Consider the following 26,091-nt stretch of genomic DNA (forward strand, 5'->3'; position numbering starts at 1 on the left):
GCGGTGTCTTTTAGTGAAGGTTTCATGTGATGTCCTCCTTTTTACATATGATAATTATATGATGATTCCTAACGCTGATGAGTCTTGAGTGATCATTGGTGTTTCTTTGCAGCCATTGAGATTTTTTCTTCTGGAGGAAGGTCGTATTTATTTCAAGTACAGCAATGTTGGGATCAAGCTTGACCCGTGTAAAATAACAGTTGGATAATTTTCGAGGATGGCAAAGTTAGGAAGAGTTTTCATTCTGTGCGTGCTGGTTTTCCTGGCTTTCTCTGCTCGAGCCTCGTCATGGGATTTAACTTCCAATGTCAGGCTCGGGGTGTCTTCTCCCGGGGTCAGCGATTTTTCTACTGTCGAATTTAATAGTTTATCAACTGGTACTCTGACTCAAGGCTATTCTGATAAAGACCCCTGGTTTCAAATTCACATTCAAAATTCCAGTGACCAGCCATTACAAAAGATTCTCTATTTTGATTCTCCTCAAATCGGACGCCTGACTTTGTGGCAAGAAGGGAAATATCGCCCGAGCTATTCTGGGCCGGGATATTCGTTGGAAGAAAGAGCTTACCCCTCACGTCTCGGAGCATTTCTCATTCAATTGGGACCGCAGCAAAATGGCGTATTTTATATTAAGCGCGACATTCACCATGCATTGAACTCCAAAGTCTTTCTGACGGATGAAAGTGATTTCTTAAAGCAGGAAAACTCTGCACGGATGATTTTCTTTTTCTATATAGGTGGAATTGTCGCCCTGGTTCTTTATAATTTTCTGCTGGGCGTGTTCACGACCGAAAAAGACTATTTGCATTACTCGTTGTTCGCAGGAAGCTTTGGAGCCACGGCCTTGGTTCTGCATGGAGTGGTGGATACATATCTTTTACCCATTCGTTTCATCGTTTTTTCAAACTATTTAATGTTCTTTTCCTCTCTGACGCTTCTATCGGCCTGTTTTTTTGTCGAGCGTTTTTTAGGAATCACCCGTGATTTCAAGCTGGGATTTAATGGCATTCGTGTTTTTAAATTTCTGGCTGCGGTTCCGCTGATCGCAAGTTTTGTGGTTCCCGAGCATCGCGAGTTGTTTTTCCTGGGGTTCTGGATAGATATTTCCATTGCCGCGGCGATTTTATTTTTTATTTTTAGCGGCTTTTACATGTTGCTGCGACACGCGCATCAATTAGCGACATATTTCTTATTTAGTTGGGTGGTTGTTTTACTCGGAACCTTCGTTTGGCTTGCGGCATTTTATGGCATTATCCCGAATAACGCTTTCACGCAATATTCGCTGCTGTTTGCGAACCTGGGCGAGATGGTGGTGCTCTCCCTGGGGCTTGCCTATAAAATTCGTGTTTTGGATGAACAAAAGCGCCGTGCCTTGCGTGCGGCAGAAGACAAGGATCGTTATCATCGCTTGGTTCGAGTGCTATCTCATGATGTGGCAAATACTGTATCGGGTCTTCTGTATCACTCAGAAATGCTAAAAGCCCACGTCGAATCTGGGCCGGCTGATATTCATCTGGACCGTATTCATAATTCAACAGGGCAGTTGATTCAGATTTTGAAATCGGTTCGTCATGAAGAGGTCTTTCATATCTTCCGTGAGCATGCCGAGATGGAGTTGGTGGATCTTAAATCGGTCTGCGAAGAGCTGGTGAATCACTATGCTTGGCAGTTGCGGGAAAAGCATTTAACGGCGGAAGTGAATATTTCTGCCCATTTGATGGTTCGCGCGGATCGTTCGGCTTTGTTAAATCAGGTGCTTTCAAATATATTTTCGAATGCTATTAAGTTCAGTGACGAATATAAAAAAGTATCACTCCAGGTGTTGGATGAAGGGGCATTCCGCATCCTGGAAATCACTGACGAGGGTGTAGGTATTTTGCCAGAAGAAATTGAATTGATTTTCTTTAGTAAAAAAATTGTCAGCCATCGTGGCACAGGAAATGAGGCGGGTACCGGTCTGGGAGCTTCACTGATTTCAGAATATATGAAACTATTTGGCGGCCGTGTCGAAGTGCAATCTCGGCACCACAGCAAACACGACGTTTCTGGAACAACGGTGCGACTGCTTTTTCCGATTCTAGGGTGACGCTGAGACTTGCGGGCCCTTCCGAATTAAGATAACGTTTGTTCAATGAATTCTATTTCTATTGCGTCTTTCTATCATTATGTTTTCGTTTGTCTGGTGGCTTTGTTTCCGCCGGTGAATCCCTTCGGTACTGCTTTTATCGTCGGACCATTTCTAAAAGGTCTTTCCACCAAGCGCCGTATGCAATCCGCAGCAGCAATTGCGATTTACTGCCTGGGAATTTGCATAACCTTTACCTTACTGGGGGGATTTTTCTTTAAGCTTTTTGGAATCTCGGTGCCCGTGGTGCAGATCGCCGGGGGCATGTTGATTGCGCGTATGGGTTTTTCAATTCTGTCTGCGACCGATCCCCAAGAGGATCAAGAGAAAGTCGTGGATAATGACAATGCTGCCCGTAATAAATCTTTGAAGTCAATGCTGTTTTATCCCCTGGCGTTTCCAACGACCACAGGTGGTGGGACGATCTCCGTCCTGATGGCTTTAAGTGCGAATAGCTATCACGAAAACCACGCCATCCATATGTTCAACCTCCTTGCGACTTCAGTCGCGTGCGTGATCTTGGCTTTGATCATATTTGCCTGCTATTCACTGACTCCAACTATTCTGGACCGCTTAAATCTGCAAGCACTTCAGGTGGCAAACAAATTTAGCGGTTTTTTGACGTTTTGTGTGGGAATCCAGATTATGGTGGATGGCGTCTTGGGAGTCGCAAAAATTCTTATCAAAGGCTGAAATTAGGGCTATCGTTTTTCTTATGAAAAAAAGAACAACGACTCAGATTCTAGTAAGCACGTTATTAACAGGAACTATGCTTGGTTGCGCAGGGGGAGGCTCCACTTCGACTTCGTCCAACGCTCCCGTAAAAAAAATCCACGAAAGCATCGTTCTTAAAGGTGTGACTATCGTCAACACACAAAACGGTCAGTTGCTACCGAATATGGCAGTGATGATTGACTCGGGAAAAATCTCAAAGATTATTTCGGCTGAGGCCGTTGGTGAGCAGGGCAGTAAGCGTGTCATCGACGCGACTGGAAAATATCTGGTGCCAGGGTATTTGGATATGCATGCGCACATCCTGGACGATTCTTCGTCTGCAGAGATGGGTGCCATCATGCTCGCACACGGAATCACGGGGTTTCGCCAGATGTCGGGTACTGACGAAATTCTGTTGCAACGTAAAGATGGTAAATTGAAATTGTCCGAAGACTCTCCGGAGCTTTTAGGAATGCCAGGTCCGGTTCTTTTGCGTTCGAATGCAAGTTCGGCAGATGCGGCTGTGGAACTCGTGCAAAAACAGCGTTCTGAAGGTGCCGACTTTATTAAAGTTGTTGATGTGGCCCCAAATGTTTTCTTTGCGGCTTTAGCTGAAGCAAAAAAAGAAGGGGAGTATTTCGCAGGTCATATCCCAGCTGGTGTCGATGCGGTGCAAGCATCCAAAGCAGGAATGCTTTCTATCGAACATCTGGGGCCTGTCGATTCCGTGTTGATCAGTTGCTCTACCAATGAAGCAAGTGTTCGTAAAGCTATTGGTTCTGAAGCGACCGTCAATATGTCGGCAGAAATTGGCAAGCTCACAGTCGCAAACCCCTTGTTAGTACGTTTGATGGCTAATCAAAATGCCTTTTTGAAAACCCGCACGATCATTGATACCTATAGTGATTCAAAATGCAAAAAAGTTGCCGAGACGTTTGCGAATTTCAAAACTTGGCATGTGCCGACGTTAATTCGTAACGTCACTATGCAACAGGCCGATAAAGCCGAATACACGAATTCTGCAAACCTTCAGTACGTTTCTCGAGGGACGCGCGAATACTGGGATGGAGTTTCTAAGCAGTTTACAAAAATTGTAAAACCGGTAGCTCGCGAAACTCTTCGTCAGTTGGGTGCGATGGACATGAAGCTGGTAAAACTATTTGATCAGCAGGGTGTGAAAATGATGACGGGAACTGATGTGGGCGGGATGTGGGTCGTGCCTGGAGTCTCTTTGCACCAAGAGTTCGATCTTTTAGCGAAAGCTGGGTTGTCGCCATTAAAAGTTTTGCAGATGACTACTTTAAATGGAGCAGAATTCTTGGGTAAGCGCTCCACAATGGGAACTGTGGAAGTAGGCAAAGATGCGAATTTGGTTTTGCTTGATGCAAACCCAGTCGTTAGCGTTGCGAATCTTCATAAAATCAACGGTGTCGTCAGAGACGGTAAATACTATTCCGAGCCGATGTTAAAGTCTCTTAAAGATGAAGCCGCGAAAAAATTGGCTACGGTTGTAAATACGGATAGTAGCAGTCTCGTTCATTAAAGAATTTCCAATACAAACAAGGGACTGCTGGGCAGAATCTGTATATGAACGAAATGTTTCGCCAAATCTCAAATAAAATTTCTCATTGGGTTGGAACACCGGCGGCCTTTGCCGTCGCGGTTCTGGGTATTGTTGCGTGGGCGATGTGTGGCCCGCTCTTTCATTTTTCAGATACCTGGCAGTTGGTGATAAACACGACAACCACGATCATCACTTTTCTTATGGTGTTCTTGATTCAAAACACGCAAAATCGGGATGCACGGGCCATCCACTTAAAGTTGGATGAATTGATTCGCGCCAACACCGGGGCTCGCAATTCATTGATTGATCTGGAAGAGATGTCTGATGAACTTTTAGATCAAGTACACGAAGACTTTAAAGCCTCGCACGAAAACATTACGTCTATAATTGAAGAAATCGAAAAGCAGAAAGAAAAGAGAACCAAGGACTAATGTTCCTTGTAGATCTTTTGATGATCCAAAGCCCAACGATATAAAGAATCCGGAGACAATCCCGGCGTGCCATCAAGGTCCCAGTAATTTTTGGGCCATACTTTTTTATTAAACATCATCGGGTGAGTCGGAATATTCAAAAGCTTGCCGATGATTTCAGAGCAGTACATCGCACTGTCATCCCAGGAGTACCAAAAATCAAAAGGCAAACCCAAATACGGGGTGATCTGCCGGGCATTCAATTCAGGCGTGACTTCGACGATTGCCGTAATGGTGCCGTGCTGGTTTAAGCGCTCTTCGCTAATCACCGCGACGCCTTCACCAGGATAAGCATTCAGCCAAAGGGGAGCGATATCATCGAATTGAATGGCTGTGTGAGAGAAGCGAGCGCCCGGCTCGTATTCAACTCGCTCGCCGCGAGAATTAAAAGTTTCCAGGAAAGCGATGCGCGTAACAGCCTCAGCAGGAAGCTGCGATAAAAGAGTGAAAAATAGTAGGGCTAAACGGATTCCCAAGCGCATGGGAGGGGTTGTCCTCCTTTGGGATGTGCCAGTCAAAATATTTCTGTTTGAAAAGTTAACGTGATCATTGTGTAGACCCCGGGGCCTTGCTATTTTTAACTGAGAATGCCGCATGGAGGCTGTCGTGAATAAAAATCAATCAACACCCCTCGTGTGCCTGCACGGGTTTCTATGTGATCCACGACTGTGGCAAGACGTTAAGGTTATCCATGCTTATCCAGGGCCGGTGCATCTCATTGACTTTAAATTCTGTAAAACTCTGGAAGACATGCTCGGGCAAATCGAAAGTCTGGCAGAGCCGCGCTTTCATCTGATCGGCTTTTCCATGGGTGGGTATATCGCGGAACTTTTTGCGACCAGATTTCCAGAGCGCATTGAGACTCTGACTTTGATTGCCGCTAACGTGGGTGCCTTAAGCGAAAGAGACATCTCCACTCGCATGAAAATGGCCGAGATGCTTTTAAAGGTGCAGTACAAAGGCATGTCAGAAAAAGAAGTTTCTAAATTCATTCACCCCGAATCAGCAAAAAATCCCCGCGTCGTGCAGGCGATCATTGAAATGAGTCGCGCCTATACATCCGCGATGTATGTGAACCAAATGCGGGCGACTTTGCACCGTGAAGATCTCACGGTAGCTCTGAATGCGCTTGATTTTCCTATCTCTATTATTGCAGGCAGGGAAGACCGCGTCGTTTCCTATCACTCCCTTAAAAAATTTCACGAAGCGATCTCGCGCTCGGACTTTCAGGTGATAGAGGAGAGTGGACATTACCTGCCACTGGAGAAACCCGATGATGTTGGTCGAGCTGTATTGCGAGTAATTTCTAGATAGCTCTTTTCGAATCGCAATAAATCGGGACCAAAGAAGGCATCATATTTAGGACATTTGAATATCTGACAAAGACCGCGTAGCATTTTTTGTATGACAACAATCAAATCAATGTGCGCGCTCGCCATCCTTTTGCTTTCTGCAAACCAATCCTTTGCTGCCAATGAAATACCTGTGAACGGAAGGCTGTTCATCGGGTCCACCGCCGTATCACCGTCGGATCTAAATACTTCGCTTGAATCGCAAAGTATGAAGAAGGTTGAAAACATCACTCAGTATGGGGTTGAAATCGTTTATCCCGCGTTTCGTTATTTGGATGTGGGGATTCGTTATACTCACAGAACATTAAGCAACGATGAAAACCCATCGAACACGAGTACAGATTATTGGGCCAAGCTTGATCAAGACACCTACATGTTTCTGGCCAGATTCCCTTTTCTAAAAACCGACATCGTAAGGCTTGATGCCTTTGCGGGAGCCGGGGGGAGTAACACGACTTACACGATTAAATCTGCTACCGAAGATGGTTCTTTGACGAAAAAAGCCAGTGGGTCCTTCTTTGCCACGCCATACGCGGCCGCAGGAGCCTCTGTGGCTGTGGGTTTCAAGTGGATTTACTTCGTGATGGAGTTAGGTATGGAAAGCAATAAGCCTGATTCTTTCGATCGTGCCGGAACCGTCAGCAGCAATATTAATAATATCGATCTTTCGGGTTCCTATTTGACGATCGGAATTCTATTCACCGGAGTTCCTGGTACTCTTGGAAAATAATTCTGCTAAATTTTCGGCTCGCAGTGAAAACATTGCCTAATTTTTCATCTTTTTAGGGAATGATATTGCGAGCTTAGCTATATTCCGCGCGGCTTTGCTGAGATCTTGTGCAAACTCTCGCCGCACCCCAAAAAACTCTTAAATATTTTTAAAATACTGCAAGATTTCGTATTGACTTTAACCCCCGCTTAGAACAAATTAGCACTTCCTCAAACGGACAGTGGTTCGCTAGCTCAGCTGGTAGAGCACTTCACTTTTAATGAAGGGGTCGATGGTTCGAATCCATCGCGAGCCACCATTTTTTGTTCATTTGATTTCCCTGTACGTTCCCATCGTCTAGGGGCCTAGGACACCTCCCTTTCACGGAGGATACAGGGGTTCAAATCCCCTTGGGAACGCCAACTTTTCTCACTCATCATGCTTCGCTTTCGCTTCGCCTGATTTCGAAAAGTTCCTGATTCACTTCGGCTCCGCCGAAGTAGTATTAAAACCGATCTGATGATCGGTTTTTTTATTTTCTGCATCTGGTTTTCAAAGACCAACCTTGCATAGACAATGAATTTCATCTGAATAGAATGTTCTTAGCAAAGGACGTGTCATGAAGCTAATAATTCAACTTTTAGTTCTACTAGTTCTCACAACTCCCGCTTTCGCCATCACAGTGGGGGATTCGCTGTCTTCGTTTAAAATTCAAAACCAATTCGAAGAGCCTGCGGAGTTAAGTTCAGAAACTAGATGGATTCTTTTTAGCAGCGACATGAACGCTGCAAAGATGCTTACAGAATACTTAAACGAAAACGCATCGAAGCTTGATCTCAGAAAAACATTGATCATCTCCGACATCTCGAAAATGCCGGGTCTTGTTGCCAAGATGTTCGCGATTCCAAAAATGAAAAAGTATAATTTCAAATTGGCTTTGGATAGAACCGGGGAGACAACGAAAGACTGGCCCCGTAAAGAGGGTTATCTGGTCATCATCAAATTATCAGAGCTAAAAGTGGAATCAGTTGAGGAAGTGAATACGAAAGAAGCCGTCACAAGTTTCTTCACAGAAAAATTCACGAAATAAAAAAAGGCCGTTTTAGACGGCCTTTTTGGCTTCCAACTATTTTAAATTTCTTAATTCTTCTCGCAAGACATTCTTGCGACCTTGCAGAAAGAAATCACTGTCTGATCCTGACAGCGTGCGATCGCTTCCTCGCGGGCCTCAGCTTCGCTTTTAGCGGTTGCATAGACACGCTTGCCGTTAGCACCCACCATTGTGCAAGTATAGGTGCCGACAAGCTTTGGAGTGTCTCCTGACCAGTCCACTGCCAAGGTGCCTTTTGTATCTGGCTTATTTGGGTCGATGACCTTCATGCCTGCGCAACCCATAAGTAAATTAGACAAAATCAAAACAACCAGTGAAGCTTTCACCATTCCGTGCCCCTTAATCCATTATTGGCGTGAAGTCCTAAGTATAGGGGAGTCTGACGGGCATCTCAAATGAAACGGCCCTGGATCCAGGGAAGGAATTTTATTGAGACAGTTATATAAAAAAAGCCCACTTTTAAGATGGGCTTTTGTATTTATAATTTTAAATAAACTCTAGTTATTGAACAACGGTTTTACCCAAAGAGTCTGCTCGCGACCCGGACCAACTGAGATCACGTCGATCGGAGTACCCAATTGCGAGCCCACGTAATCAATGAAATTCGTCGTTTGGCGAGGAAGATCTGACAAGGTCTTAACCTTCGTCAAATCTTCTTTCCAGCCGGTCATCCATTCAACCACAGGTTCTACTTTTTCCAACTCATAAGGAGACGTTGGAAGTTCACTGATCACTTCGCCATTGATTTTATAAGCTGTACAAACACCGATGCGGTCATGGCCCGACAAAACGTCGATCTTCATCATCGCCAGGTTCGTAATGCCGTTTACGCGGATCGCGTATTTCAAGGCAACCAAGTCCAACCAGCCACAGCGGCGCGCACGACCTGTTGTCGCACCAAACTCATGACCATCGGCTTGAATTTTTTGGCCGACTTCATCGTGAAGTTCCGTTGGGAAAGGACCTGAACCCACACGAGTCGTGTAAGCTTTGAACACACCAATTACTTTTTGAATGTTGGTAGGACCCACACCCGCACTCACGCAAGCATTTGCTGAAAGTGTGGATGAGGAAGTCACGTAAGGGTAAGTTCCGTGCAGGATATCCAGCATCGTTCCTTGGGCGCCTTCGAACATCACGCGTTTGTTGGCTTTCAAGGCTTTAGAAATGAACAGAGAAGTGTCTTTGGCGCGGTAAGGAGCCAAGTCTTCGGCCACTTCTTTCAGTTGCGCCAGCAAGTCGTCCAATTTGAAAGTGGAAGATTTGTAGTAGTTCTCAAGCATGAAGTTCTTTTCACGCAGAGCCAGTTCCAATTTTTCTTTCAAGGATTGTGGATCAAAGATATCGCCGAACAAAACGGCGCGGCGAGAAGCGCGGTCTTCGTAAGCGGGCCCGATGCCTTTGCCAGTTGTTCCGATTTTGCTACCTTGAAGAGCAGCCTCACGAGCGGAGTCCAAAGCTTTGTGGTAAGGAAGAATGATCGTTGCGGTATCCGAGATTAAAAGCTGTTTTGGATTTTGCAAATACCCGCCGGCGATCAGGCGTTTGATTTCGTCACGGATGCTGAACACGTCGATAACAACGCCTGAAGTGATCACGCAAGTCGTGTCAGGACGTAAGATACCACTTGGAACCAAGTGCAAAACTGTTTTTTGGCCGTTCACAACCAATGTGTGACCTGCATTGGCGCCGCCTTGATAGCGCACCACCATGTCTGCTTTTTCTGCAAACACGTCGACCAATTTACCTTTACCCTCGTCGCCCCACTGAGCGCCGACAACCACGATTCCTGACATAGTTCGATCCCTTCAAAAGCGCGATGAGCGCCCGGGACATGACGATAGGAAGCCGGGGTTTAAATGTCAAATTTTCTATTTGTCAAAAGGCGTAGCTCCGTACCAAGGCGCTCTTGGCGGGAGAGTGTCAGAAGTGCTTCCATCCACGAAAAAGGCCATCAGCTTATTTGCTGCAACCTGACTCGCTTTAAAGAAAGCATCTTCCGTATTTGCTCCAATGTGCGGAGTTACCACCACATTCGGGTAACCCAGTAAATTGGATGTCTTAGAAAGAGGCTCCTTCTCGAATACATCCAGGCCCACGGAACGCAACCATCCGTTTCCTAAAGCCTCACAGAGGTCATTTTCGTTAATAACTGATCCGCGAGAGGTGTTTACTAGAATAATGCCGCGGTGAATGTATTCAAAGTGTGAACGGTCGAGCATGTGCTCGGTTTCCAAAGTTTTTGGAACGTGAAAACTTATAACATCTGCTGACTTCAAAACTTCTTCGTAGCTTAAACGCGGGATGTTTAAACGTTCAAAGTTTTCATCAGCGGCATAGGGATCGAAAGCCACAACATTCATGCCGAAAGCTTGAGCAAGCTCTGCAACGCGGGAGCCAATGCGACCCAAACCGATAATTCCATAAGTGCGACCGGAAAGTTCAATGCCCGTGATCAAATCACGCTTCCATTCGCCATCTTTGACCATTTTTTGAGCAGGCATAAGGTTGTTCACGCATGCAAGCACCAAGCCCCAAGTCAGTTGCGCCGCTGATTGAACGTTCGCAGTGGGAGTGTGCATCACTGTGATGCCCCATTTTTCGGTGGCCGCTAAATCGATATGATCAAAGCCACTGGTGCAAGTGATGATCAGTTGCAGTTGACGGGCTTTTTGTAAAAGCTCTTCGTTAATAACTGTGCGACTGCGAATGATTAAAGCGTGAGCAGAAACCAAATGCTCCAAAGGCAGATGAATGTGACTGTCGCTGCGAATGACTTCGAAGTTTTCATTTTGTTGTAAGTAAAGGAAGCTATCTTGAGCAAAGCGATCCGTGATTAAGATTTTTTTCTTCATGGATTTTGCTCCAACCATTGTCTGCCTTCATCCACCACGACGGAAATTTGTTCTAGCGTCAAAGAACCTGGATCGAACTTACGTAAAACCTGTCCCAAATTGTCGATCAGTTTCAAAAGCTCCTGATCTTGAATATATCCCATATGACCCACGCGAATGATTTTACCTTTGGCTTGATCCTGGCCGCCCATAATCGTGATGTTGTGGGATTGCTCAAGCTCCAAGCGAATTTTTTGACCGTCCATCGTTTGTGGAACGACCAGAGCCGTCACCGAATCACTCGGAGATTTTGCATACAGAGTGAAACCCAATTTCTGAGCGAAAATACGCGTAAACTCAGCTCGGCGGTGAATGGTGTGGAACAAGCTTTCCAAGCCTTGCTTGTTGATCAAATTTAAAACCACATCCAAAGCGCGAGTGATCGCCACGTTCGAAGAAAAGAAAGTTTCGCCGGCAGCGTTGGCTTTCTTTTCCTTACGCACGTCATAGTAAAATCTTGGGCATTTGGCGGAATCAAAATAGCCTTGTGCTTTTTTAGAAAAAGAAATGAAGGCCATGCCTGTTGGAAGCATAAAGGCTTTTTGTGAGCCTGCGACTAAGCCGTCAATTTTCCATGCATCCATCGGCAGGGGATATGCTCCCAAAGCCGTGATCGCATCCACCAGGAACAGAGTTTCAGAATACTGGGAAACGATTTCAGAAATTTCTTTGATCGGGTGAGCGACAGCAGTCGAGGTTTCGCAGGCCTGGCACAGAACCGCACGAGTTTCTGGGAAACGTTTCAAATGATCGGCGACGGATTCAGGCTTCACAGCCTCGCCCCAGGGAACATTGATGATGGAAACTTCGGCGCCAAATGTTTTCGCCATTTCCGCCCAACGCTCTCCGAACTTTCCAGAGACGATTGCCAATATTTTATCACCCGGAGAGATCACATTGACAAGCAACGCTTCCATGCCGCCAGAACCGGTGCAGCTTAAAAGATAAACATCTTCTTTCGTTTGGAAAACTTGGCGAATGCCCTCTAAAATGCGCTTTAAAATCACGTCAAATTCAGGTGTGCGATGATGAATCATCGGCAATGCCAAGGCTTTACGCACCTCAGGATGAAGGTTTACGGGGCCCGGTGCTAACAAGCTGTATTCATCATTGAAAGTAGTCATTTTTCTTCCTTGATCTCTTCCTTAATTTATACTCAACTGGGTCGGTGGACGCAATATTTAAAGGCTCTCGCAGCATTCTGATTCTCTCTCTACTTTGCCTACAGCTTCTTTCGGGTTGTGCTTATCATTTGGGTGTGGCCAGCAGAACAATTCCAGGCGGGTACAAACAGATTTCCGTTCCAGTTTTTAAAAATAAATCTCAAGAGCCGGGACTTGAAGTTGCGTTCACCAATGGTTTGATTCACGAATTTCAACGCTCTCGTGTGGCACGTGTTGTGGACAACTCACTTTCAGAAGTGGCTGTGATGGGAACCATCGACAGTGTCAGTTATTTGCCAGGTGCAAAACGTGTCGCCGGTGACTCTTCGACTTTTCTTCCTAAAGGAACTGTTATCGCGTCAGAATATCGTATTCTTCTGACAGTAACTGTCAAAGTTGTGAGACAAGCTGACGGCACGCAGTTGTGGGCGGGAAGCTTTACGGGGGAGCGTACTTATGCAGCACCTCAGGTAACGCTTGCTGGCGTAAACTCGGTGGATCCTCTTTACAATCTCTCAGCCCGAAGGCAAAACATTGACCTTATGGCGAACGATCTCATGCTTGAAGCTCACGATCGTATTACAGAGAATTTTTAGACGATGGCATTAATTGATTCACAAAAATTTTATAAAGACTTGGAAAAGGGAAACCTGGCTCCAATGTACTTCTTATTCGGGGAAGAGCCGTATTTGTTGAATCAAAGTGTCGAGCGTTTCAAATATGCCGTTCTGACCGAGGGCGCGATCGATTTTAATTATAGCCTGTTTTACGCAAGTGACGCCGACATCGTGCAAGTTCGCGACGCCGTTGAAACTTTGCCGATGATGGCGCCTCGTCGTTTGGTGATCCTGAAGGAAGCTCAAGAACTGACAGACAAAGAATGGTCGCAATTGGAATCCTTGATCGAGGAGCCAGTGGACAGCACTTGTTTTGTGATCTTAGCTTCGCGCGTGGATAAGCGTAAAAAACAAATTCGCCAACTTTTGGACAAAGCCGAATGCGTCGAGTTCAAAAAACCTTACGAAAACCAAGTTCCATCTTGGATCAACTACATCGCTGAAACTTTGGGTTTAAAAATCTCCAACGACGCGATTCACTTGCTGCATAAATTGGTAGGACATCATCTGACTGAAATCGAAGCCGAGTTGAAAAAGCTAGGGGAGTTCGTCGAAGGTGCACGCCGTATCGAAGTGCAAGACGTTGCGCAAGTGGTGTCTCGTTCCAAAGAAGAAAGCGTTTTCGATTTCACCAAAGCTGTTGGTTTGAATGACCGCGTGAAAGCGCTCGAGTACCTGGTTCATCTTTTGGATCAAGGTCAAAATGAAATTGGTATTATTTCATTGGTCGCTCGCCATATTCGTATTTTGCTAGCGGTTAAGAAAGGCATGGAAGAAGGCCTGCACGGAGCAAAGCTAGCTCACTATGCGCAGGTTCCTCCATACTTCCTTGAAAACTACAGCGAACAAGCTCGCCTGTGGACTGCAAAAAAATTAGAGCAGACGATGGTCGTTTTGTCTGAGACTGACAAGGCTCTAAAATCTTCGCCTCTATCCAGCCACATTTGGCTCGAGAATATGGTCCTAAAAACCTGCACAGCTTAATTTCAGTGAAAAAGGTCCAACTGCTGCGTTGTCGCGCGGCTTTCTCGCTTCAGCGTGCCTGGGGCACGCTTGCGCTGCGAAAGCCTTCTCCGCCTTGCATTTGGGCCTTTTTGACTGAAATTACCTTCATTCTCATTTTGAGACGTCAATGAGTTAGCTGCAGGGGTGACGTGTTTTGCTCTTCTATCCCGTTTTTCTGTTTATATTCATTCTGATTTAATTCACACGGCATAGCTCTTGAAATGAAACCTCACTATGTGGAGGTTTCTATGAAACAGGTTATTGCTGCTATCGTTATGGTTTTCTCTGTACCGACAATCTCAATGGCAACGGCAATGTCTCCGGAAAGATCCAGATGCTGGTCGATGGAAGCATCGTTAGATAGCTATAAGGCCTGGAGTAAATCCTACAGTAAGTTTAAGGCCGAGGAATTGAACCTTGATGAGACGACGCGATTCTATCTAAAGCAAAAGGCCTTATCAAAGGTTGTGATGTTAACTGAAGACTTTGCTAAGCAAGCTCAAGTGAAAGCGCCCGTGAATTTAATTACTCAGGCAAAAGATTTGATTAAAGAGACCAAAGCCGGTCACATTCCACAGGCCTCAGCAGTAAAAATTATGACTTCAGGCTTAGAGCGATTTGAAGAAAAAATGGGTGAGATGATCAATAGAGCTGAAACCGACAATCAAGAGTGTTTCATGAAAGAAAGAGTTATTTATACCGAAAAAGATTCTGCTGTAAAGTCTTCCAAAGCTGTTAACTAGGATCAAAAGTTATTCTGAATTTAAAATTATTCCTTTTATTAATTTCAACAATCGCGGTTTCCCACACGGAAGCCGCAATGCCTATTTTATTAGACCAATCCGGCCTATTTCCCCAAGTCGAATGCTCCCTTCAAGGTATCCCAGGTTTGTGCGCCCTTGATTTAGGAGCAGAAAACACTTTCATTTCGGCGAAAGCAGCCAAAGGCTTAAAAATCATCGGCGAACAATCCATGCAAACCCTGGGTGGGATACAAACATATCCAACGGTAGAAATTAAATCGTTAAAAATAGGCAGCGAACAGCTAGCGCAAAACTTAAAAGCCTTAGTGCAACTAGAAATCCCAACAACCTCAGGCCAAGAACTGATCGGCACCCTCGGAGCTGACACCATCAAAGACAAAACCCTCATCATCGACAACGCTAGAATCCTGTCAAATTCAGCAGCAATCTACATCAACCCAACACAAGAACAATTGAAGCCCTTCAAAACCACAGGCAAACTGGTCCCGGCAAAACGTCCCATCATAGAAATCAAAATAGGAAACAAAACCGCTAAAGCACTTGTAGACACGCACGCCCAAAGCGCAGTGACCGGTACCTTCGTAAAAAACAATCCAGAACTCTTCCAACTATTGGGCCGCCAACAAAAAACCGACATAGCGGGCTTCACAAAGTTTTATATGATGGCGCAACCCACAGAGCAAATCTGCATCCAAAACCAATGCTCCAAAAACCTATGGCCCTACTTGGTAATCCCACCCCAAGAAAATATAGATATCATCTTAGGCATCGACCACATCCAACAATACACCTGGCTGCTATCTCCAAGGACCGCCACCTTTTCCGCAATTAAAAAGAAAAAATAGATCCCTTAGTTCATTCTCCAAAGATTGAAATCAGAACTTCGAACCTACCAAAGCAGCCGAAGCTCCTTTTCACACTTTGAAACAAGAACCGAGTTCTTGGCCTTAGCTGTGGGTAGGAGCGCTTGTGCAGCGACCTCCGTCGGCGCTGGATGCGCGAACCCGCCAAAGGCGGGCGACGGTGAGGCAAGGATGCCGTGTCGCGGAACAAGCCCTCCTACCCACAGCTAAGGCCACGCACCCCGAGCCCATGCCTCAAAGTGAGACAAAGAAACAAGACTGCAAACCAAAAGAAAAAATTCCGATAAGAACCCAATGGCAGCAGACTTTCAGAAGATCAACATTCCAACGATAGAGGACAAAGCCGGTGGCTTCCGCCGTCAGTATCCGCGTCGTGTGATGAAACGTAAAGTAGGCGTCCTTTGCGAGGGTTCCTATTTTATCGTGGAATCGGGAGAGATCGGTGAAGGTGGTATGTCGATTATTTCTGAATTCCTGCTCAATGAAAACGACGAAGTCGTCGTGAGCTTTCAAATCCCTCAGGGGGATTTCGTGTTCCTGCGTGGAGTGGTTCGTTCCACACAAAAAAAACAGGGTGACGCGACGGTCACCCATGGTCTTAGCTTTAGCAATATTAACTTTGCTACCAAAAGACAAATTCGTGCCTTTGTATCAGCGCGAACTCATTCCTCTTCTCAGGCTGCTTAAATAGAAAAGGGCGACTCAACGGTCACCCAATTTCTAACTCAAAATTATAAGCCACCTCTGACAAAGTCAGAGATTAATCCAATTACTTCGCAGTTGCGCGAGTAGAAAGACGGCTGATTTTGCGAGAAGCAGTTTCTTTTTTGATAACGCCAGTTTTAGCAGCTTTCATCACTTGAGAAGTGAAGTTTTTCAACAACTCAGGAAGAGCTTTCACGTCTTTAGCTTCGATAGCTTTAACTAGTTTTTTTTCAGCTGTTTTTACAGTGCTTTTACGAGCATTGTTTACTGCTGTTTTACGGATAGATTGACGAGCTCTTTTTGCTGCTGACTTATGATTTGCCAAGGTATAGCCTCCACTTAATCTTTATAAACGAACCAAAGGGATTAACATAGGGTGTCTGTGGAGGCAAGCGGATTAAAAGAAGATCGCAAAAAGGTCTTCAAAAGAGCCTTTTTCATGGCGGGCGGGACCCTAACGAGCCGCGTTTTGGGCCTATTCCGCGATATGGCTCTGGCTGCCCTCTTTGACCGTACGGTCACCGATGCGTGGACCGCGGCGTTTCGCTTACCCAATCTTTTCCGTCGGCTTTTTGGCGAAGGCTCTCTCTCTGTGAGCTTTATTCCCGTTTTTATTGATGCTCAGGCCGAAGATGCCTCCGGTTACAGATCCCGAAACCTTATAAATGCCATTTACACATTGTTACTGATTTTCCTGGGCGGAATGACCCTGTGGGGAATTATCAGCATGGAGCCGCTGTTAAAGCTGCTTTTAGCGGATAATTACGTGCTCGACGTTGATAAATGGAATCTGACGGTGCGTATGGCGCGAATCATGTTTGGTTTCGTGTTTTTCGTCTGTTCCTACGCTTATTTCATGGGCATTTTGAATGCCTTGGGGAGCTTTGCTTTGCCGGCCTTGGCGCCCGCTCTTTTGAATATTTCGATGCTGGTTTTTACCTTTATGCCGGGAACGTGGTTTCCTGAAATCGGGGACGGCCTGGCTTGGGGTGTGTTTATCGGTGGGTTGCTGCAAGCCGTGATTTTATGGTGGGCCCTGCGCGAGAGAAACTATCTACCGCGATTCACCCGAAAGCTTTGGAATTCCGATGTGCGCTTGGTTTTAAAAAACATGGTGCCGGGTCTTTTAGGGGCGGGGCTGCTGCAACTTGCGACCTTGGTGAACTTACATTTTGCGAGTGGTCTGGGTGAGGGGGCACTGTCTTATATTTACTGGGCCGATCGCTTACTGGAGCTTCCGTTGTCGTTGGTGGCAGTGAGTATTGGTACCGCGTTGTTGCCGACCCTAAGTGATCTGGCTCAACGAAAACAAAAAGAGCAGTTTCAATCGGTGCTTCAAGAACACTTTTTAATGAACTTGTATTTGGCGTGGCCCGCGGCGGTGGGGTTGTTTTGTCTGGCTCAGCCGATTGTAGAAGTACTTTTTTATCGCGGGCATTTCAGTGCCGCGGATGCCGTGGGTACGACAATGGTTCTTAAGATTTATGCGATCAGTTTGATTTTGGTTTCCTCGGTCCGAGTTTTGATTCCTGCATTTTATGCTGTGAAGAACACCTGGGTGCCCGCAGTGACTTCTTTGTTGGGCTTAGCTCTGCATATTACGATGGCGCCTTTCTGGATTCAGTCTTTGGGACTGCAAGGATTGGTGGTTTCAAGTTTGGTTGCAGCCGCGGCACAGCTCATCATGATTTTAGGTTTGATGGGATTGTATTCAGTCGGCATGAATTGGTGGGCTATGGCTAAAGAGCTTGCGAAAATCCTGGTGGCGGGTTTGATGATGGCGGTCTTTGCTGGAAGCATGGCTGATGCGGTGACGGCGACTTCATCAAGTTTGCTCAAGACGGTTTTTTTGGTGGGTGTTATTTCCGTCTGTGTTCTGGTGTATGGCTACACGTCTATGAAAATGAAAGTCGAGCAGGGGAGGTTCCTGCTCGACTTTGTAAAACGTAAAAAAACTTAAGCTTCGATCATTGATTTATCGATACCCAATACCAATTTGTTCAGCTCTACAGTCAATCCTTGAGCCGTCGTTGCAAGACCATTGATCTCGCCACCCGTGGCTGCGATTTCTTCTGAAGAAGCTGCGTTTGATTGAGAAGCCTGATCCAATTGATTCATAGCTTTACTTATTTGTTGGATACCTGTTGTTTGCTCACCACTCGCAGCGGCGATTTCATTATTCAAGTCAGAAACCTTTTTGATCGAGTTTACGATGTTGGCAAGAACGGTTCCGCTTTGATCCGCAATTTCACTTCCGCGTTCGATCTGAGAAACGGATTCCTTAATCAAAGATGAAATATCTTTTGCCGAGGCAGCACTACGTTGCGCCAATGCCCGAACGGCTTCTGCCACGACGGCAAAGCCTTTACCTTGTTCGCCGGCACGAGCGGCTTCCACCGCTGCGTTTAAGGCCAACAGATTCGTTTGGAAGGCGATATCATCGATGACTGAAATGATCTCTTCGATTTTCCTAGAAGACTGCGAGATCTGAGTCATTGCTGTGATCAGATTTTTGATGTCCGTTTCGCCTTCTTCAGCTGCCTGTCGTGAAGAGCCGGAAAGACTTGCCGCCTGTTTGGCATTGTCAGAGTTCATTTGCACCATGGATGTTAATTCCTCGAGGGCCGCAACTGTTTCTTCAAGGGAAGCGGCAGCTTCAGTTGAGGAATGGGAAAGACTGCTGCTAGCTTCGCTAAGTTGCTCGACCGAAGAGGCTACATTAGAGCTGGCGTCGGTTAAGCGGCTTGCGATGGAAGCGACAGCTCCTGACATGCGCGCAGCCAACAGACAAAGGATAGAAAAGATAGCGATACCCGCAACGACCGAAGTCGCGATTAGCATATTCGCGGCTTCTTTTTGAAGAGCTTTAGCCTCAAGTTCTTGTTTTTCAGATGTATCCTCGTAAAGTTTTGCAACGTCACGATTGAAGTTACGAACGATACCGCCGAATTTTGTGTAGGGACCCTTCAAAAGTATACGCGCTTCTTTTATTTTTTCAGGATCGTTTGTTTTAACCAGTTCAAGAATAGAGTCCATGGCCTTATAGAAATCTCCAATGACAACCTTAGCTGGCTCGAACATCTGAGCTTCCGTAGGCAAAAACGGTGCTTCTGAGTAAGACTTGTAGTTAGATTTAAATTCTTCAACACCTTCCAGTGCTGAAGTGATCGCTTTGGCTCGGTCCGTGTCGTTATCGGCATCCATCGCAGCAAGAGCTTGATAAGCGAATTTATTGCGCGCCTGGCGCATTTCGCCCATATACTGAAGATTTGGCACGATCGTGTTGCTATAGACTGTCAGCATGGCATTGTAACGGTTGACCGTCACAGTCGAAACTCCAAACAAGATGGCGAAGCCGATAATGGGGAGGATCGCCGTAAACATCAGACGACCTTTAATACCTCTGAACCAACTTGAAATACCCTGTGATTGCATATGAACCTCTATGGTCTTGTGGTGCATTCGTACAAGAAGGTTCATGAAGTGGAAAATTGAACTGTTAATAGGCGGGGAGCAGTCCCCACCTAAGATTACTTATTAGAATCCGTCAGTGGTGCCCACTTTGCGATCTGATTCCTCATCAAAAGGGATCATATCAGAGGCAGTTGAGGGAGCTGGCGCGCTCTTTTTCGGAGGGGCCATCGCTGTTACAGGCTTTTTGAAAGGAATGACCTTTTTCGAAGTCGTTGCAGCACGGGACTTTTTCACAGGACTCTCTGTAGGAGTCATCGCCGGAATGTCGGAGGTTCCATAGATCACTTGGCCCAGTTCCACAGTCAGGTTCTGAGTTGTCGTTGCTAGATTATTGATCTCTCCACTAGTTGCAGCAATTTCCTCTGCGGATGCTGCATTGGACTGAGATGACTGATCCAATTGATTCATGGCTTTACTGATTTGCTGAATACCTGTTGTTTGCTCGGAACTTGCTGCCGCGATTTCGTTATTCAGATCAGAAACTTTTTTGATCGAGCTTACGATGTTAGATAGGACCGCACCGCTTTCATCAGCAATTCTGCTACCATTTTCAATTTGCGAAACGGAGTCTTTGATTAATGAAGAGATGTCTTTGGCAGAAGAAGCACTTCTTTGTGCCAGAGCACGAACCGCTTCAGCAACTACGGCAAAGCCTTTACCTTGTTCACCGGCACGAGCTGCCTCGACTGCGGCATTCAGTGCTAATAAGTTTGTTTGGAAGGCGATGTCATCAATAACAGAGATGATTTCTTCAATTTTACGTGAAGATTGAGAGATTTCGGTCATAGCTGTGATCAAGCTTTTAATATCATTTTCACCAGCTTCAGCATTCTGACGGGAAGTGGCTGAAAGGCCCGCCGCTTGCTTCGCATTGTCTGAATTCATTTGCACCATCGACGTCAGCTCTTCAAGAGCTGCAACGGTTTCTTCAAGGGATGCCGCAGCTTCCGTGGAAGATTGGGAAAGGCTGTTGCCGGCTTCATTGAGTTGTTCAACAGCTGAGGCGACCTGTGCTGAAGACTCCGACAAACTGCTTGCGACGTGACCGACAGATTTTGAAAGTCGGATAGCAATGAATAAAAGGATTGAGAAAATTGCCAAACAGGAAACACCTGTTGTCATTAGAATGATAGTGCTGGACTTGGCAATAGTGCTTTTTGCTTCGGCAGAGTTCGCTTGGGCTGTTTTGTCATAGTACTTCATAGCAGAGCCTGCCATTTGATGCATGATTTTTCCAAGCTCCCACAGACGTCCATCCATTAGGTCTTGAACTTGTTTATGGTCTTCTGCTTTATTGGAGTCTGCCAAGCTTGCGACTTTATCCAAAAGGCCCAGATATTCATCAAGGACTGCATAGGCTTTCTTGTCGGTTTCTTGTAACTCTGGGGCGGCAGGAGCATTTTTGTAAAGCTCCATGTTCTCTTTAAATTCTTTGATACCCTCGCGAGCAAGCTTAATGCGCTCGTGACGTTTTTCTTCAGTCTCCATCGCTAAGGCTGCAAAAATCTGATAACCGAATTTATTCCGAGCCTGGCGCATTTCACCAACAGCTGTCAGGTTCGGAATTGTATCTCCGTTTGCGATATTCAGCAAAGTACCTAAGCTATTCATGCTCGAGCTAGAAATGACGTAATTAATGGCAAAACCCACCATTGGAAGGCAGGCAGCGAATAACAGTTTTCCCTTGATCCCACGGAACCACGAAGACAATGAAGTCTGATTCATGATAGCAGTCCTTATATTTTATTTTGAAGTTGCACGAGGAGAAGGTGCCTGATGAAGTAATTTTCGGTCCGAATCAAGGAAACTTGAAGTCTAGTTCTTGTATTTCAGTCAAAATGTGGAAAAAAAGGGAGAAGAACCCATGGTTCGTTCTCCCTTTAAGAGTATTTTCTAAATTAAAGGATTTAAAAGCCGTCTGTCGTTCCGACCTTACGTGCGTCATCTTCATCGAACGGGATCATATCTGCAGCAGGAGTGGCTTTGGTTGCTTTAACAGGGCCGGATTTTACCGGTGGCTTTTTCATCGCAATAACTTTAGCAGTGTGTGCCTTTTGGGTTGGTTTGGCTTTCATGACCTTTTTAGGCTCGTGGATTTCCTCAGTGAATTGACCTTTACCCATAACTACTTCTGTTAATTCCACAGTCAGAGTTTGAGTCGTCGTCGCCAAGTTACTGATTTCGCCACTTGTTGCAGCTATTTCTTCTGCTGAAGCCGCATTTGATTGAGATGATTGGTCCAATTGATTCATGGCTTTGCTGATTTGCTGAATACCTGTCGTTTGTTCAGAGCTTGCCGCGGCGATCTCATTGTTAAGGTCAGAAACCTTTTTAATTGAACTTACGATGTTAGACAATACCGTACCGCTTTTATCTGCAATGTCGCTTCCGCGATCAATTTGCGAAACGGAATCTTTAATCAATGTGGAGATGTCTTTCGCAGAAGAAGCACTACGCTGTGCCAGCGCACGAACGGCTTCCGCAACCACTGCAAAGCCTTTACCCTGTTCTCCAGCGCGAGCAGCTTCAACCGCTGCATTCAGAGCCAAAAGATTCGTCTGGAAGGCGATATCGTCAATCACTGAGATAATCTCTTCGATTTTTTTGGAAGATTGAGAGATTTCTGTCATCGCCGTGATCAGGTTTTTAATATCGTTTTCACCGGATTCAGCAGACTGACGGGACGTTGCTGCCAAGCTTGCAGCTTGCTTCGCATTATCAGAATTCATTTGAACCATGGAAGTCAGTTCTTCCAAAGCTGCAACAGTTTCTTCCAAAGAGGCAGCTGATTCAGTCGAGGATTGAGAAAGATTGTTACCGGCGCTGTTCAATTGAACAACGGCTGCAGATACCTGGTGGCTGGATTCAGTCAGGCGATGTGCAACGCTGCCGACTGTTTTTGACAAACGTACGGCAATGAAAATTAAGAGCGAAAAGACAACTAGGCAAGTAGCCGTGGTTGTAGCAACGATGATCGTTGTTGCCTGTGACATTTTCATTTCAGCTGTCTTGGAATCACTTACGGACTGACTTTCAAAGTATTTTACAGCGGCTGAAGTCATCGCTTTTAGGATGTTGGCGTTTTCTTTCGCACGACCATGAAGAAGTGCAAGTGCTGCTTTGTCGGATTCTGCGGTGTTCTTATCTAACAGTGCAACGATCTCTTCCAAAGCTGCACGATAGAGGGGAGCCGCTTTATCACCAGCGTTGTCAGTAGCTTCGATTTCCTTAGGACTTGGGAGTTTTGTGTAATTGCCATAGGCTTCGAAGTATTCAGGAATAGTTGTGCGTGCCTCCTCAATATGTGCTTTTCGTTCCTGGGCATCTTGTGCATATATCGCGGCTAACGCCAAATAGTTGAATTTATTGCGAGCCTGGCGCATTTCACCAATTTCAATAAGGTTAGGAGTCGTCTCTGTATTCGCTTTGGTAAGCATCGCATTGATTGCTTTCATACTGCTGAAAGCGATAACAAAGATGATTGTAAAGCCGATGACGGGAAGTACCGCCGCAAAAAGAAGTTTTCCTTTGATGCCGCGAAACCAAGAGCTGAAAAATGCGTCGTTCATATGAGTATCCTATTTGTTGTTTCCTACTATTCGGTTAAGGGGGAGGGGTTATAAAGGTCTCTTGACAGATGTAATGGGAGAGTTCCGAAAATCTGGACGTAAACAAATAAAAAGAGATCAAGCCGGGGGACTTGATCTCTTGCGAAACTTTGAACTAAATGTGAAATTATTCGTGTTATTTAACTTCAGCCAAAGAGTTGTAAGAGTCGCTGATTTTTTGTTGGCGCTCTACTTCTTTAGTCCAGCGATTGACTTCGCCTTTGTATCCTTGCTCTTTGCCCTTCCATTCTTTTTCTTCGGAAGCCAGCTCACGGATTTTTTTGTTCACGTTGTCATATTGCTCTTTCAGAGTGTCACGACGAGACTGCCATACCTTTTTCTCTTCACCCAATTGGGACAATTGGTTTTGGTAGTCCTGAACGTTGTTTTCGCGTTTCTTTTGGTTTTCTTTGATCTTAGCGATCATAGCTTCCAATTCCGCGATTTTTTGGTTTTCCGCTGCTGTTTTGGATTGCTCGTCTTTGATCAAGCCTTGCAGTTCCATTTCCTGTTTACCAAGCTTTTGCATAGACTTCGTGTTTTCTTCAGCTTGGGCAGCCACTTCTTTTTGCTGGCTTTCCACGGAAGATTTAGCTTTGGCAACTTCATTCAAGTTACCTTCAACTGTTTTTAGATTTTTTTGATACTCTGACAAATTTGATTTTGAGTTGTTCAAGTTCGTCTTAATCCGCTCCAAGCCGTCTTTCGCTGTATTTTGTGCGAATGCAGCAGTGGAGAAGCTTAAAAGGACCGTCATTGCTGTTAATTTAAGAGATGTTTTCATAAGTATTTCCTTCCTTAGTGCTCATTCATGCCGGCTACAGAGTTATCCTGAGGGCATACGTTTTTCAAAGATGAACGGTAGTGACCAACTTCGTCTTCCCAGATTTCACCTTTAAATTTCCAGTTGAGGCTCTTTTCTTTCGCTACTTTAAGTTCTGGACGTTCTTTTTCGTTCACTTCGCCACCAGCCATTTGATAGCGGATGTGCTCACCAGCGCCCGAATACAATTCGTACTGAAGAACGTCATTTTGATCCAGAACGCGGTTCAAGTTGGCAACCATGTTTTTATAGTTGTCTTGAAGGGCTTTACCCGCTTCTACACGAAGCACGTCTTTTTCTTTCTCAATACGTGCGATACCTTGAGTACGCAGGTTTTTGATCGAAGTACGGGCTTTGTTGGCGATGTGGTACTGGATTGAATAGCTCAAAAGCTTTTTATCAGCATCAAGGACAGCGGAAGATGGAGCCGCACCTGGCTTCATTTTAGCTTTCGCCGCGACTAAAGCTTTGCTGGCTTCATTTTTCTTCGTCAGGAAATCTTTTTCCATTTTAATCAATGTGAAAGAGATTTTGTTGAACTTCGTAATCTCGTCTTCATAGTTGTTGATCTGTTTTTGAACAGATACGAAACCAGGGTGACGAGCCAGTTCCACGATGAAAGCACGTGGCAAGCCATCAACTTCTTTCAAGTCAGAGTTTTTAGCCCAGTTTTTCACAGTGTCATAGTAGTCCAAAGATTTCTTGTGGGAAGTTTTATACTCTTCCAATTTCTTTTTCCATGGACCGTATTTGCCACGCATCTCTTCAAGGACTTGAACACCGTCACCGTATTGGCAAAGATTCAAGTAGCCTACTGTACGAACCACGAAGGATTCCGGGTTGAAGGCATTTTTAAAGAAGTCCGTGTGCAACGAGAACATGTTACCGGCAGCGCCTTCATAGTCCTCAGACAAGATCTGAGTCCAAGCGCTTTCAGTCATGGCTTGCAACCAAAGCGGGCTGGAACGGTCTACCTTCAGGTAAGACTGGAACGCCTCTTTGTACATGCTTTTTTGGAACTGGATACGAGCCATAGTGATCGCACCCACGTTTCTGATTTGAGATTTCTTGTCGTCTTCGGTCGCTTTCAACAATTTCTCGATGTTGATAACAGCTTCGTCAACTTTATTTTGACGATAGTTGAATAGACCTGAAAGCAACAAAGCCTCTGGATACTTTTTGGATTTTTCATCGATGTACATCAATGCGTCTTCCATCAGACCCAGATTACCGATTGAAGAGTAGTACTTCGCACGAGTGATTTGGTACTCATCGTTTTTAGTCACATCAATTTCGTATTTAGCAACCAAAGGGTCGATCAAAGAGATATCAGTCAACTCCAAAACCTTGATTCCTTCAACCAGGGCTTTCGTTGCTCTTTCTTGCCATTCTTTGTTCTTAGTTTCTTGGGAAACTTTGATCATGTAAGTTCTGAACTCTGTATTCAGACCCATGCCTTTTGCAGTCATCGCATAGTTGTAAAGAGCTTCTAGACGGTGCTCTTTATCATCCATCAGCTCTGCAAACAGACCCATCGCCAACTCATAGTTCTGTTGGATCTCAAGGAAGATCAAAGCTTGAAGTAATTTATAATCATTTGGACCCATTTCATCCATTTTCTGCAACGTCACTTGTGGTTCAGTTGTCGATGGATCTTTAACGGGACTCAACATTTTAACATCCGGGATTTTTGTAAATGCCTCGGGAGTTGTTAAAACTTTTGGAGGATTGACCACAGCAGTGTAAGGCGGAACCTTAATCTGCATTGGATCAATGGAAGGAGATTTTTTGATTTCCTTCACCACCAATTCACGAGAAGCGGGCAGGCGGAGAGGGCTCAACGGAATTGCTTCCACTTGGCGCTCTAAGCCGATATTCAGCTCTGGAATGGCTTTGACTTTGAAAGTTTCCGTTTTCCCTTTAACTACTTTCTTTTGATAGATTTCGTAGGTGGGAACGAGGCTGGATTTCACGCGCAGATTTGCAGCTGCGGGTGCACCCTGATTTTTCACGTTCAGCGCCTTGTGCTGAACTTCCTGTGCGAAAGCGGCACTGCACAGAAGCGGCAGTACCATCATTGCTTTCATTGGCTTTTTCATAAAGACCCCCCGGCCTTGGAAGACGGTAAAC

Annotated in this window: 24 protein-coding genes and 2 tRNA genes; 15 read left to right on the forward strand and 11 right to left on the reverse strand. The window is 45.5% G+C overall.

Annotation, left to right across the window (positions count from 1 at the left end; all coding sequences use genetic code 11):
* Positions 1–217 precede the first annotated feature (217 nt).
* From DOM22_RS07615 to DOM22_RS07630, 4 genes are read left to right on the forward strand one after another with little or no spacing between them, the layout of a single operon-like run.
* Entirely contained in the window at positions 218–2,086 is a 1,869-nt protein-coding gene (locus DOM22_RS07615) for a sensor histidine kinase (protein WP_142699791.1), read from the forward strand.
* A 45-nt stretch (positions 2,087–2,131) separates the two neighbouring features.
* Entirely contained in the window at positions 2,132–2,818 is a 687-nt protein-coding gene (locus tag DOM22_RS07620; protein ID WP_142699792.1) for a MarC family protein, read from the forward strand.
* A 22-nt stretch (positions 2,819–2,840) separates the two neighbouring features.
* On the forward strand, positions 2,841–4,382 hold the full coding sequence (locus tag DOM22_RS07625; RefSeq protein WP_168196600.1) for an amidohydrolase family protein: 1,542 nt from the start codon (positions 2,841–2,843) through the stop codon (positions 4,380–4,382).
* Between the two features lie 44 nt (positions 4,383–4,426).
* On the forward strand, positions 4,427–4,834 hold the full coding sequence (locus DOM22_RS07630) for a low affinity iron permease family protein (protein WP_142699794.1): 408 nt from the start codon (positions 4,427–4,429) through the stop codon (positions 4,832–4,834).
* Here DOM22_RS07630 and DOM22_RS07635 read toward each other — a convergent pair.
* Positions 4,831–5,355: a hypothetical protein gene (locus DOM22_RS07635; protein ID WP_142699795.1), complete on the reverse strand. Its 525-nt coding sequence runs from the start codon at positions 5,353–5,355 to the stop codon at positions 4,831–4,833. The genes DOM22_RS07630 and DOM22_RS07635 overlap by 4 nt on opposite strands.
* Positions 5,356–5,479: 124 nt before the next feature.
* Here DOM22_RS07635 and DOM22_RS07640 point away from each other — a divergent pair, with 124 nt between their 5' ends.
* The 5 genes from DOM22_RS07640 (at position 5,480) to DOM22_RS07660 (ending at position 8,024) form a co-directional block, all read left to right on the forward strand.
* The gene (locus DOM22_RS07640; RefSeq protein WP_168196601.1) at positions 5,480–6,187 is read left to right on the forward strand and encodes an alpha/beta fold hydrolase; all 708 of its coding nucleotides are present in this window, start codon (positions 5,480–5,482) and stop codon (positions 6,185–6,187) included.
* 90 nt (positions 6,188–6,277) lie between these two features.
* Positions 6,278–6,955, forward strand: coding sequence for a hypothetical protein (locus DOM22_RS07645; RefSeq protein ID WP_142699797.1), 678 nt, complete (start codon positions 6,278–6,280; stop codon positions 6,953–6,955).
* Between the two features lie 222 nt (positions 6,956–7,177).
* Positions 7,178–7,253, forward strand: a tRNA-Lys gene (locus tag DOM22_RS07650).
* 27 nt (positions 7,254–7,280) lie between these two features.
* Positions 7,281–7,356 (forward strand) — tRNA-Glu (locus DOM22_RS07655).
* Between the two features lie 197 nt (positions 7,357–7,553).
* A complete protein-coding gene (locus tag DOM22_RS07660; protein ID WP_142699798.1) occupies positions 7,554–8,024 on the forward strand; it encodes a hypothetical protein in 471 nt (156 codons plus the stop codon).
* A gap of 50 nt (positions 8,025–8,074) precedes the next feature.
* Here the strand turns inward: DOM22_RS07660 and DOM22_RS07665 are convergent, their stop codons facing one another.
* The 4 genes from DOM22_RS07665 to DOM22_RS07680 all read right to left on the reverse strand — a co-directional run bounded on the left by DOM22_RS07665 (position 8,075) and on the right by DOM22_RS07680 (position 12,063).
* Positions 8,075–8,374: a hypothetical protein gene (locus DOM22_RS07665; protein WP_142699799.1), complete on the reverse strand. Its 300-nt coding sequence runs from the start codon at positions 8,372–8,374 to the stop codon at positions 8,075–8,077.
* 168 nt (positions 8,375–8,542) lie between these two features.
* Positions 8,543–9,841, reverse strand: a complete 1,299-nt coding sequence (locus DOM22_RS07670) for an adenylosuccinate synthase (protein ID WP_142699800.1) — start codon at positions 9,839–9,841, stop codon at positions 8,543–8,545.
* A gap of 75 nt (positions 9,842–9,916) precedes the next feature.
* Entirely contained in the window at positions 9,917–10,900 is a 984-nt protein-coding gene (locus DOM22_RS07675) for a D-2-hydroxyacid dehydrogenase (protein WP_142699801.1), read from the reverse strand.
* Positions 10,897–12,063 carry an alanine--glyoxylate aminotransferase family protein gene (locus DOM22_RS07680; protein ID WP_142699802.1) on the reverse strand — a complete coding sequence of 389 codons (1,167 nt, stop codon included), beginning with the start codon at positions 12,061–12,063 and terminating at the stop codon, positions 10,897–10,899. Before DOM22_RS07680 ends, DOM22_RS07675 begins: the two co-directional genes overlap by 4 nt.
* 44 nt (positions 12,064–12,107) lie before the next feature.
* On the opposite strand from DOM22_RS07680, the gene DOM22_RS07685 reads away from it, so the two are divergent.
* The 5 genes from DOM22_RS07685 (at position 12,108) to DOM22_RS07705 (ending at position 16,038) form a co-directional block, all read left to right on the forward strand.
* A complete protein-coding gene (locus tag DOM22_RS07685; protein ID WP_142699803.1) occupies positions 12,108–12,698 on the forward strand; it encodes an LptE family protein in 591 nt (196 codons plus the stop codon).
* A 3-nt stretch (positions 12,699–12,701) separates the two neighbouring features.
* Complete coding sequence (gene holA, locus DOM22_RS07690) at positions 12,702–13,703, forward strand: DNA polymerase III subunit delta (RefSeq protein ID WP_142699804.1); 1,002 nt, start codon at positions 12,702–12,704, stop codon at positions 13,701–13,703.
* 269 nt (positions 13,704–13,972) lie between these two features.
* Positions 13,973–14,467 (forward strand): hypothetical protein, encoded by a 495-nt coding sequence (locus tag DOM22_RS07695; protein ID WP_142699805.1) that lies wholly within the window; start codon positions 13,973–13,975, stop codon positions 14,465–14,467.
* A gap of 77 nt (positions 14,468–14,544) precedes the next feature.
* Positions 14,545–15,333 carry a retropepsin-like aspartic protease gene (locus DOM22_RS07700; protein ID WP_142699806.1) on the forward strand — a complete coding sequence of 263 codons (789 nt, stop codon included), beginning with the start codon at positions 14,545–14,547 and terminating at the stop codon, positions 15,331–15,333.
* Positions 15,334–15,645: 312 nt separating this feature from the next.
* On the forward strand, positions 15,646–16,038 hold the full coding sequence (locus DOM22_RS07705) for a PilZ domain-containing protein (RefSeq protein WP_142699807.1): 393 nt from the start codon (positions 15,646–15,648) through the stop codon (positions 16,036–16,038).
* 82 nt (positions 16,039–16,120) lie between these two features.
* On the opposite strand, the gene rpsT is transcribed toward DOM22_RS07705, so the two are convergent.
* A complete protein-coding gene (gene rpsT, locus DOM22_RS07710; RefSeq protein ID WP_142699808.1) occupies positions 16,121–16,381 on the reverse strand; it encodes a 30S ribosomal protein S20 in 261 nt (86 codons plus the stop codon).
* A 57-nt stretch (positions 16,382–16,438) separates the two neighbouring features.
* Between rpsT and murJ the strand changes: the two genes are divergently transcribed.
* A complete protein-coding gene (gene murJ / locus DOM22_RS07715; protein ID WP_256373509.1) occupies positions 16,439–18,016 on the forward strand; it encodes a murein biosynthesis integral membrane protein MurJ in 1,578 nt (525 codons plus the stop codon).
* On the opposite strand, the gene DOM22_RS07720 is transcribed toward murJ, so the two are convergent.
* The 5 genes from DOM22_RS07720 to DOM22_RS07740 form a co-directional block, all read right to left on the reverse strand.
* Positions 18,013–19,491: a methyl-accepting chemotaxis protein gene (locus DOM22_RS07720; RefSeq protein WP_210415708.1), complete on the reverse strand. Its 1,479-nt coding sequence runs from the start codon at positions 19,489–19,491 to the stop codon at positions 18,013–18,015. The two genes, murJ and DOM22_RS07720, sit on opposite strands and share 4 nt — an antisense overlap.
* 102 nt (positions 19,492–19,593) lie before the next feature.
* The gene (locus DOM22_RS07725) at positions 19,594–21,255 is read right to left on the reverse strand and encodes a methyl-accepting chemotaxis protein (protein WP_142699810.1); all 1,662 of its coding nucleotides are present in this window, start codon (positions 21,253–21,255) and stop codon (positions 19,594–19,596) included.
* Positions 21,256–21,437: 182 nt separating this feature from the next.
* On the reverse strand, positions 21,438–23,099 hold the full coding sequence (locus DOM22_RS07730) for a methyl-accepting chemotaxis protein (protein WP_142699811.1): 1,662 nt from the start codon (positions 23,097–23,099) through the stop codon (positions 21,438–21,440).
* A 175-nt stretch (positions 23,100–23,274) separates the two neighbouring features.
* Positions 23,275–23,922, reverse strand: a complete 648-nt coding sequence (locus DOM22_RS07735) for a hypothetical protein (RefSeq protein ID WP_142699812.1) — start codon at positions 23,920–23,922, stop codon at positions 23,275–23,277.
* Between the two features lie 14 nt (positions 23,923–23,936).
* Positions 23,937–26,060 (reverse strand): hypothetical protein, encoded by a 2,124-nt coding sequence (locus tag DOM22_RS07740; protein WP_142699813.1) that lies wholly within the window; start codon positions 26,058–26,060, stop codon positions 23,937–23,939.
* Positions 26,061–26,091 lie beyond the last annotated feature (31 nt).

This window comes from Bdellovibrio sp. ZAP7, assembly GCF_006874645.1.
Lineage (GTDB): Bacteria > Bdellovibrionota > Bdellovibrionia > Bdellovibrionales > Bdellovibrionaceae > Bdellovibrio.

Excerpts from the sequence above, each read along its gene's own strand:
- DOM22_RS07615 (WP_142699791.1), top strand. The coding sequence starts at position 218 with ATGGCAAAGTTAGGAAGAGTTTTCATTCTGTGCGTGCTGGTTTTCCTG.
- DOM22_RS07620 (WP_142699792.1), top strand. The coding sequence starts at position 2,132 with ATGAATTCTATTTCTATTGCGTCTTTCTATCATTATGTTTTCGTTTGT.
- DOM22_RS07625 (WP_168196600.1), top strand. The coding sequence starts at position 2,841 with ATGAAAAAAAGAACAACGACTCAGATTCTAGTAAGCACGTTATTAACA.
- DOM22_RS07630 (WP_142699794.1), top strand. The coding sequence starts at position 4,427 with ATGAACGAAATGTTTCGCCAAATCTCAAATAAAATTTCTCATTGGGTT.
- DOM22_RS07635 (WP_142699795.1), bottom strand. The coding sequence starts at position 5,355 with ATGCGCTTGGGAATCCGTTTAGCCCTACTATTTTTCACTCTTTTATCG.
- DOM22_RS07645 (WP_142699797.1), top strand. The coding sequence starts at position 6,278 with ATGACAACAATCAAATCAATGTGCGCGCTCGCCATCCTTTTGCTTTCT.
- DOM22_RS07660 (WP_142699798.1), top strand. The coding sequence starts at position 7,554 with ATGAAGCTAATAATTCAACTTTTAGTTCTACTAGTTCTCACAACTCCC.
- DOM22_RS07665 (WP_142699799.1), bottom strand. The coding sequence starts at position 8,374 with ATGGTGAAAGCTTCACTGGTTGTTTTGATTTTGTCTAATTTACTTATG.
- DOM22_RS07670 (WP_142699800.1), bottom strand. The coding sequence starts at position 9,841 with ATGTCAGGAATCGTGGTTGTCGGCGCTCAGTGGGGCGACGAGGGTAAA.
- DOM22_RS07675 (WP_142699801.1), bottom strand. The coding sequence starts at position 10,900 with ATGAAGAAAAAAATCTTAATCACGGATCGCTTTGCTCAAGATAGCTTC.
- DOM22_RS07680 (WP_142699802.1), bottom strand. The coding sequence starts at position 12,063 with ATGACTACTTTCAATGATGAATACAGCTTGTTAGCACCGGGCCCCGTA.
- holA (WP_142699804.1), top strand. The coding sequence starts at position 12,702 with ATGGCATTAATTGATTCACAAAAATTTTATAAAGACTTGGAAAAGGGA.
- DOM22_RS07695 (WP_142699805.1), top strand. The coding sequence starts at position 13,973 with ATGAAACAGGTTATTGCTGCTATCGTTATGGTTTTCTCTGTACCGACA.
- DOM22_RS07700 (WP_142699806.1), top strand. The coding sequence starts at position 14,545 with ATGCCTATTTTATTAGACCAATCCGGCCTATTTCCCCAAGTCGAATGC.
- DOM22_RS07705 (WP_142699807.1), top strand. The coding sequence starts at position 15,646 with ATGGCAGCAGACTTTCAGAAGATCAACATTCCAACGATAGAGGACAAA.
- DOM22_RS07720 (WP_210415708.1), bottom strand. The coding sequence starts at position 19,491 with ATGCAATCACAGGGTATTTCAAGTTGGTTCAGAGGTATTAAAGGTCGT.
- DOM22_RS07725 (WP_142699810.1), bottom strand. The coding sequence starts at position 21,255 with ATGAATCAGACTTCATTGTCTTCGTGGTTCCGTGGGATCAAGGGAAAA.
- DOM22_RS07730 (WP_142699811.1), bottom strand. The coding sequence starts at position 23,099 with ATGAACGACGCATTTTTCAGCTCTTGGTTTCGCGGCATCAAAGGAAAA.
- DOM22_RS07735 (WP_142699812.1), bottom strand. The coding sequence starts at position 23,922 with ATGAAAACATCTCTTAAATTAACAGCAATGACGGTCCTTTTAAGCTTC.
- DOM22_RS07740 (WP_142699813.1), bottom strand. The coding sequence starts at position 26,060 with ATGAAAAAGCCAATGAAAGCAATGATGGTACTGCCGCTTCTGTGCAGT.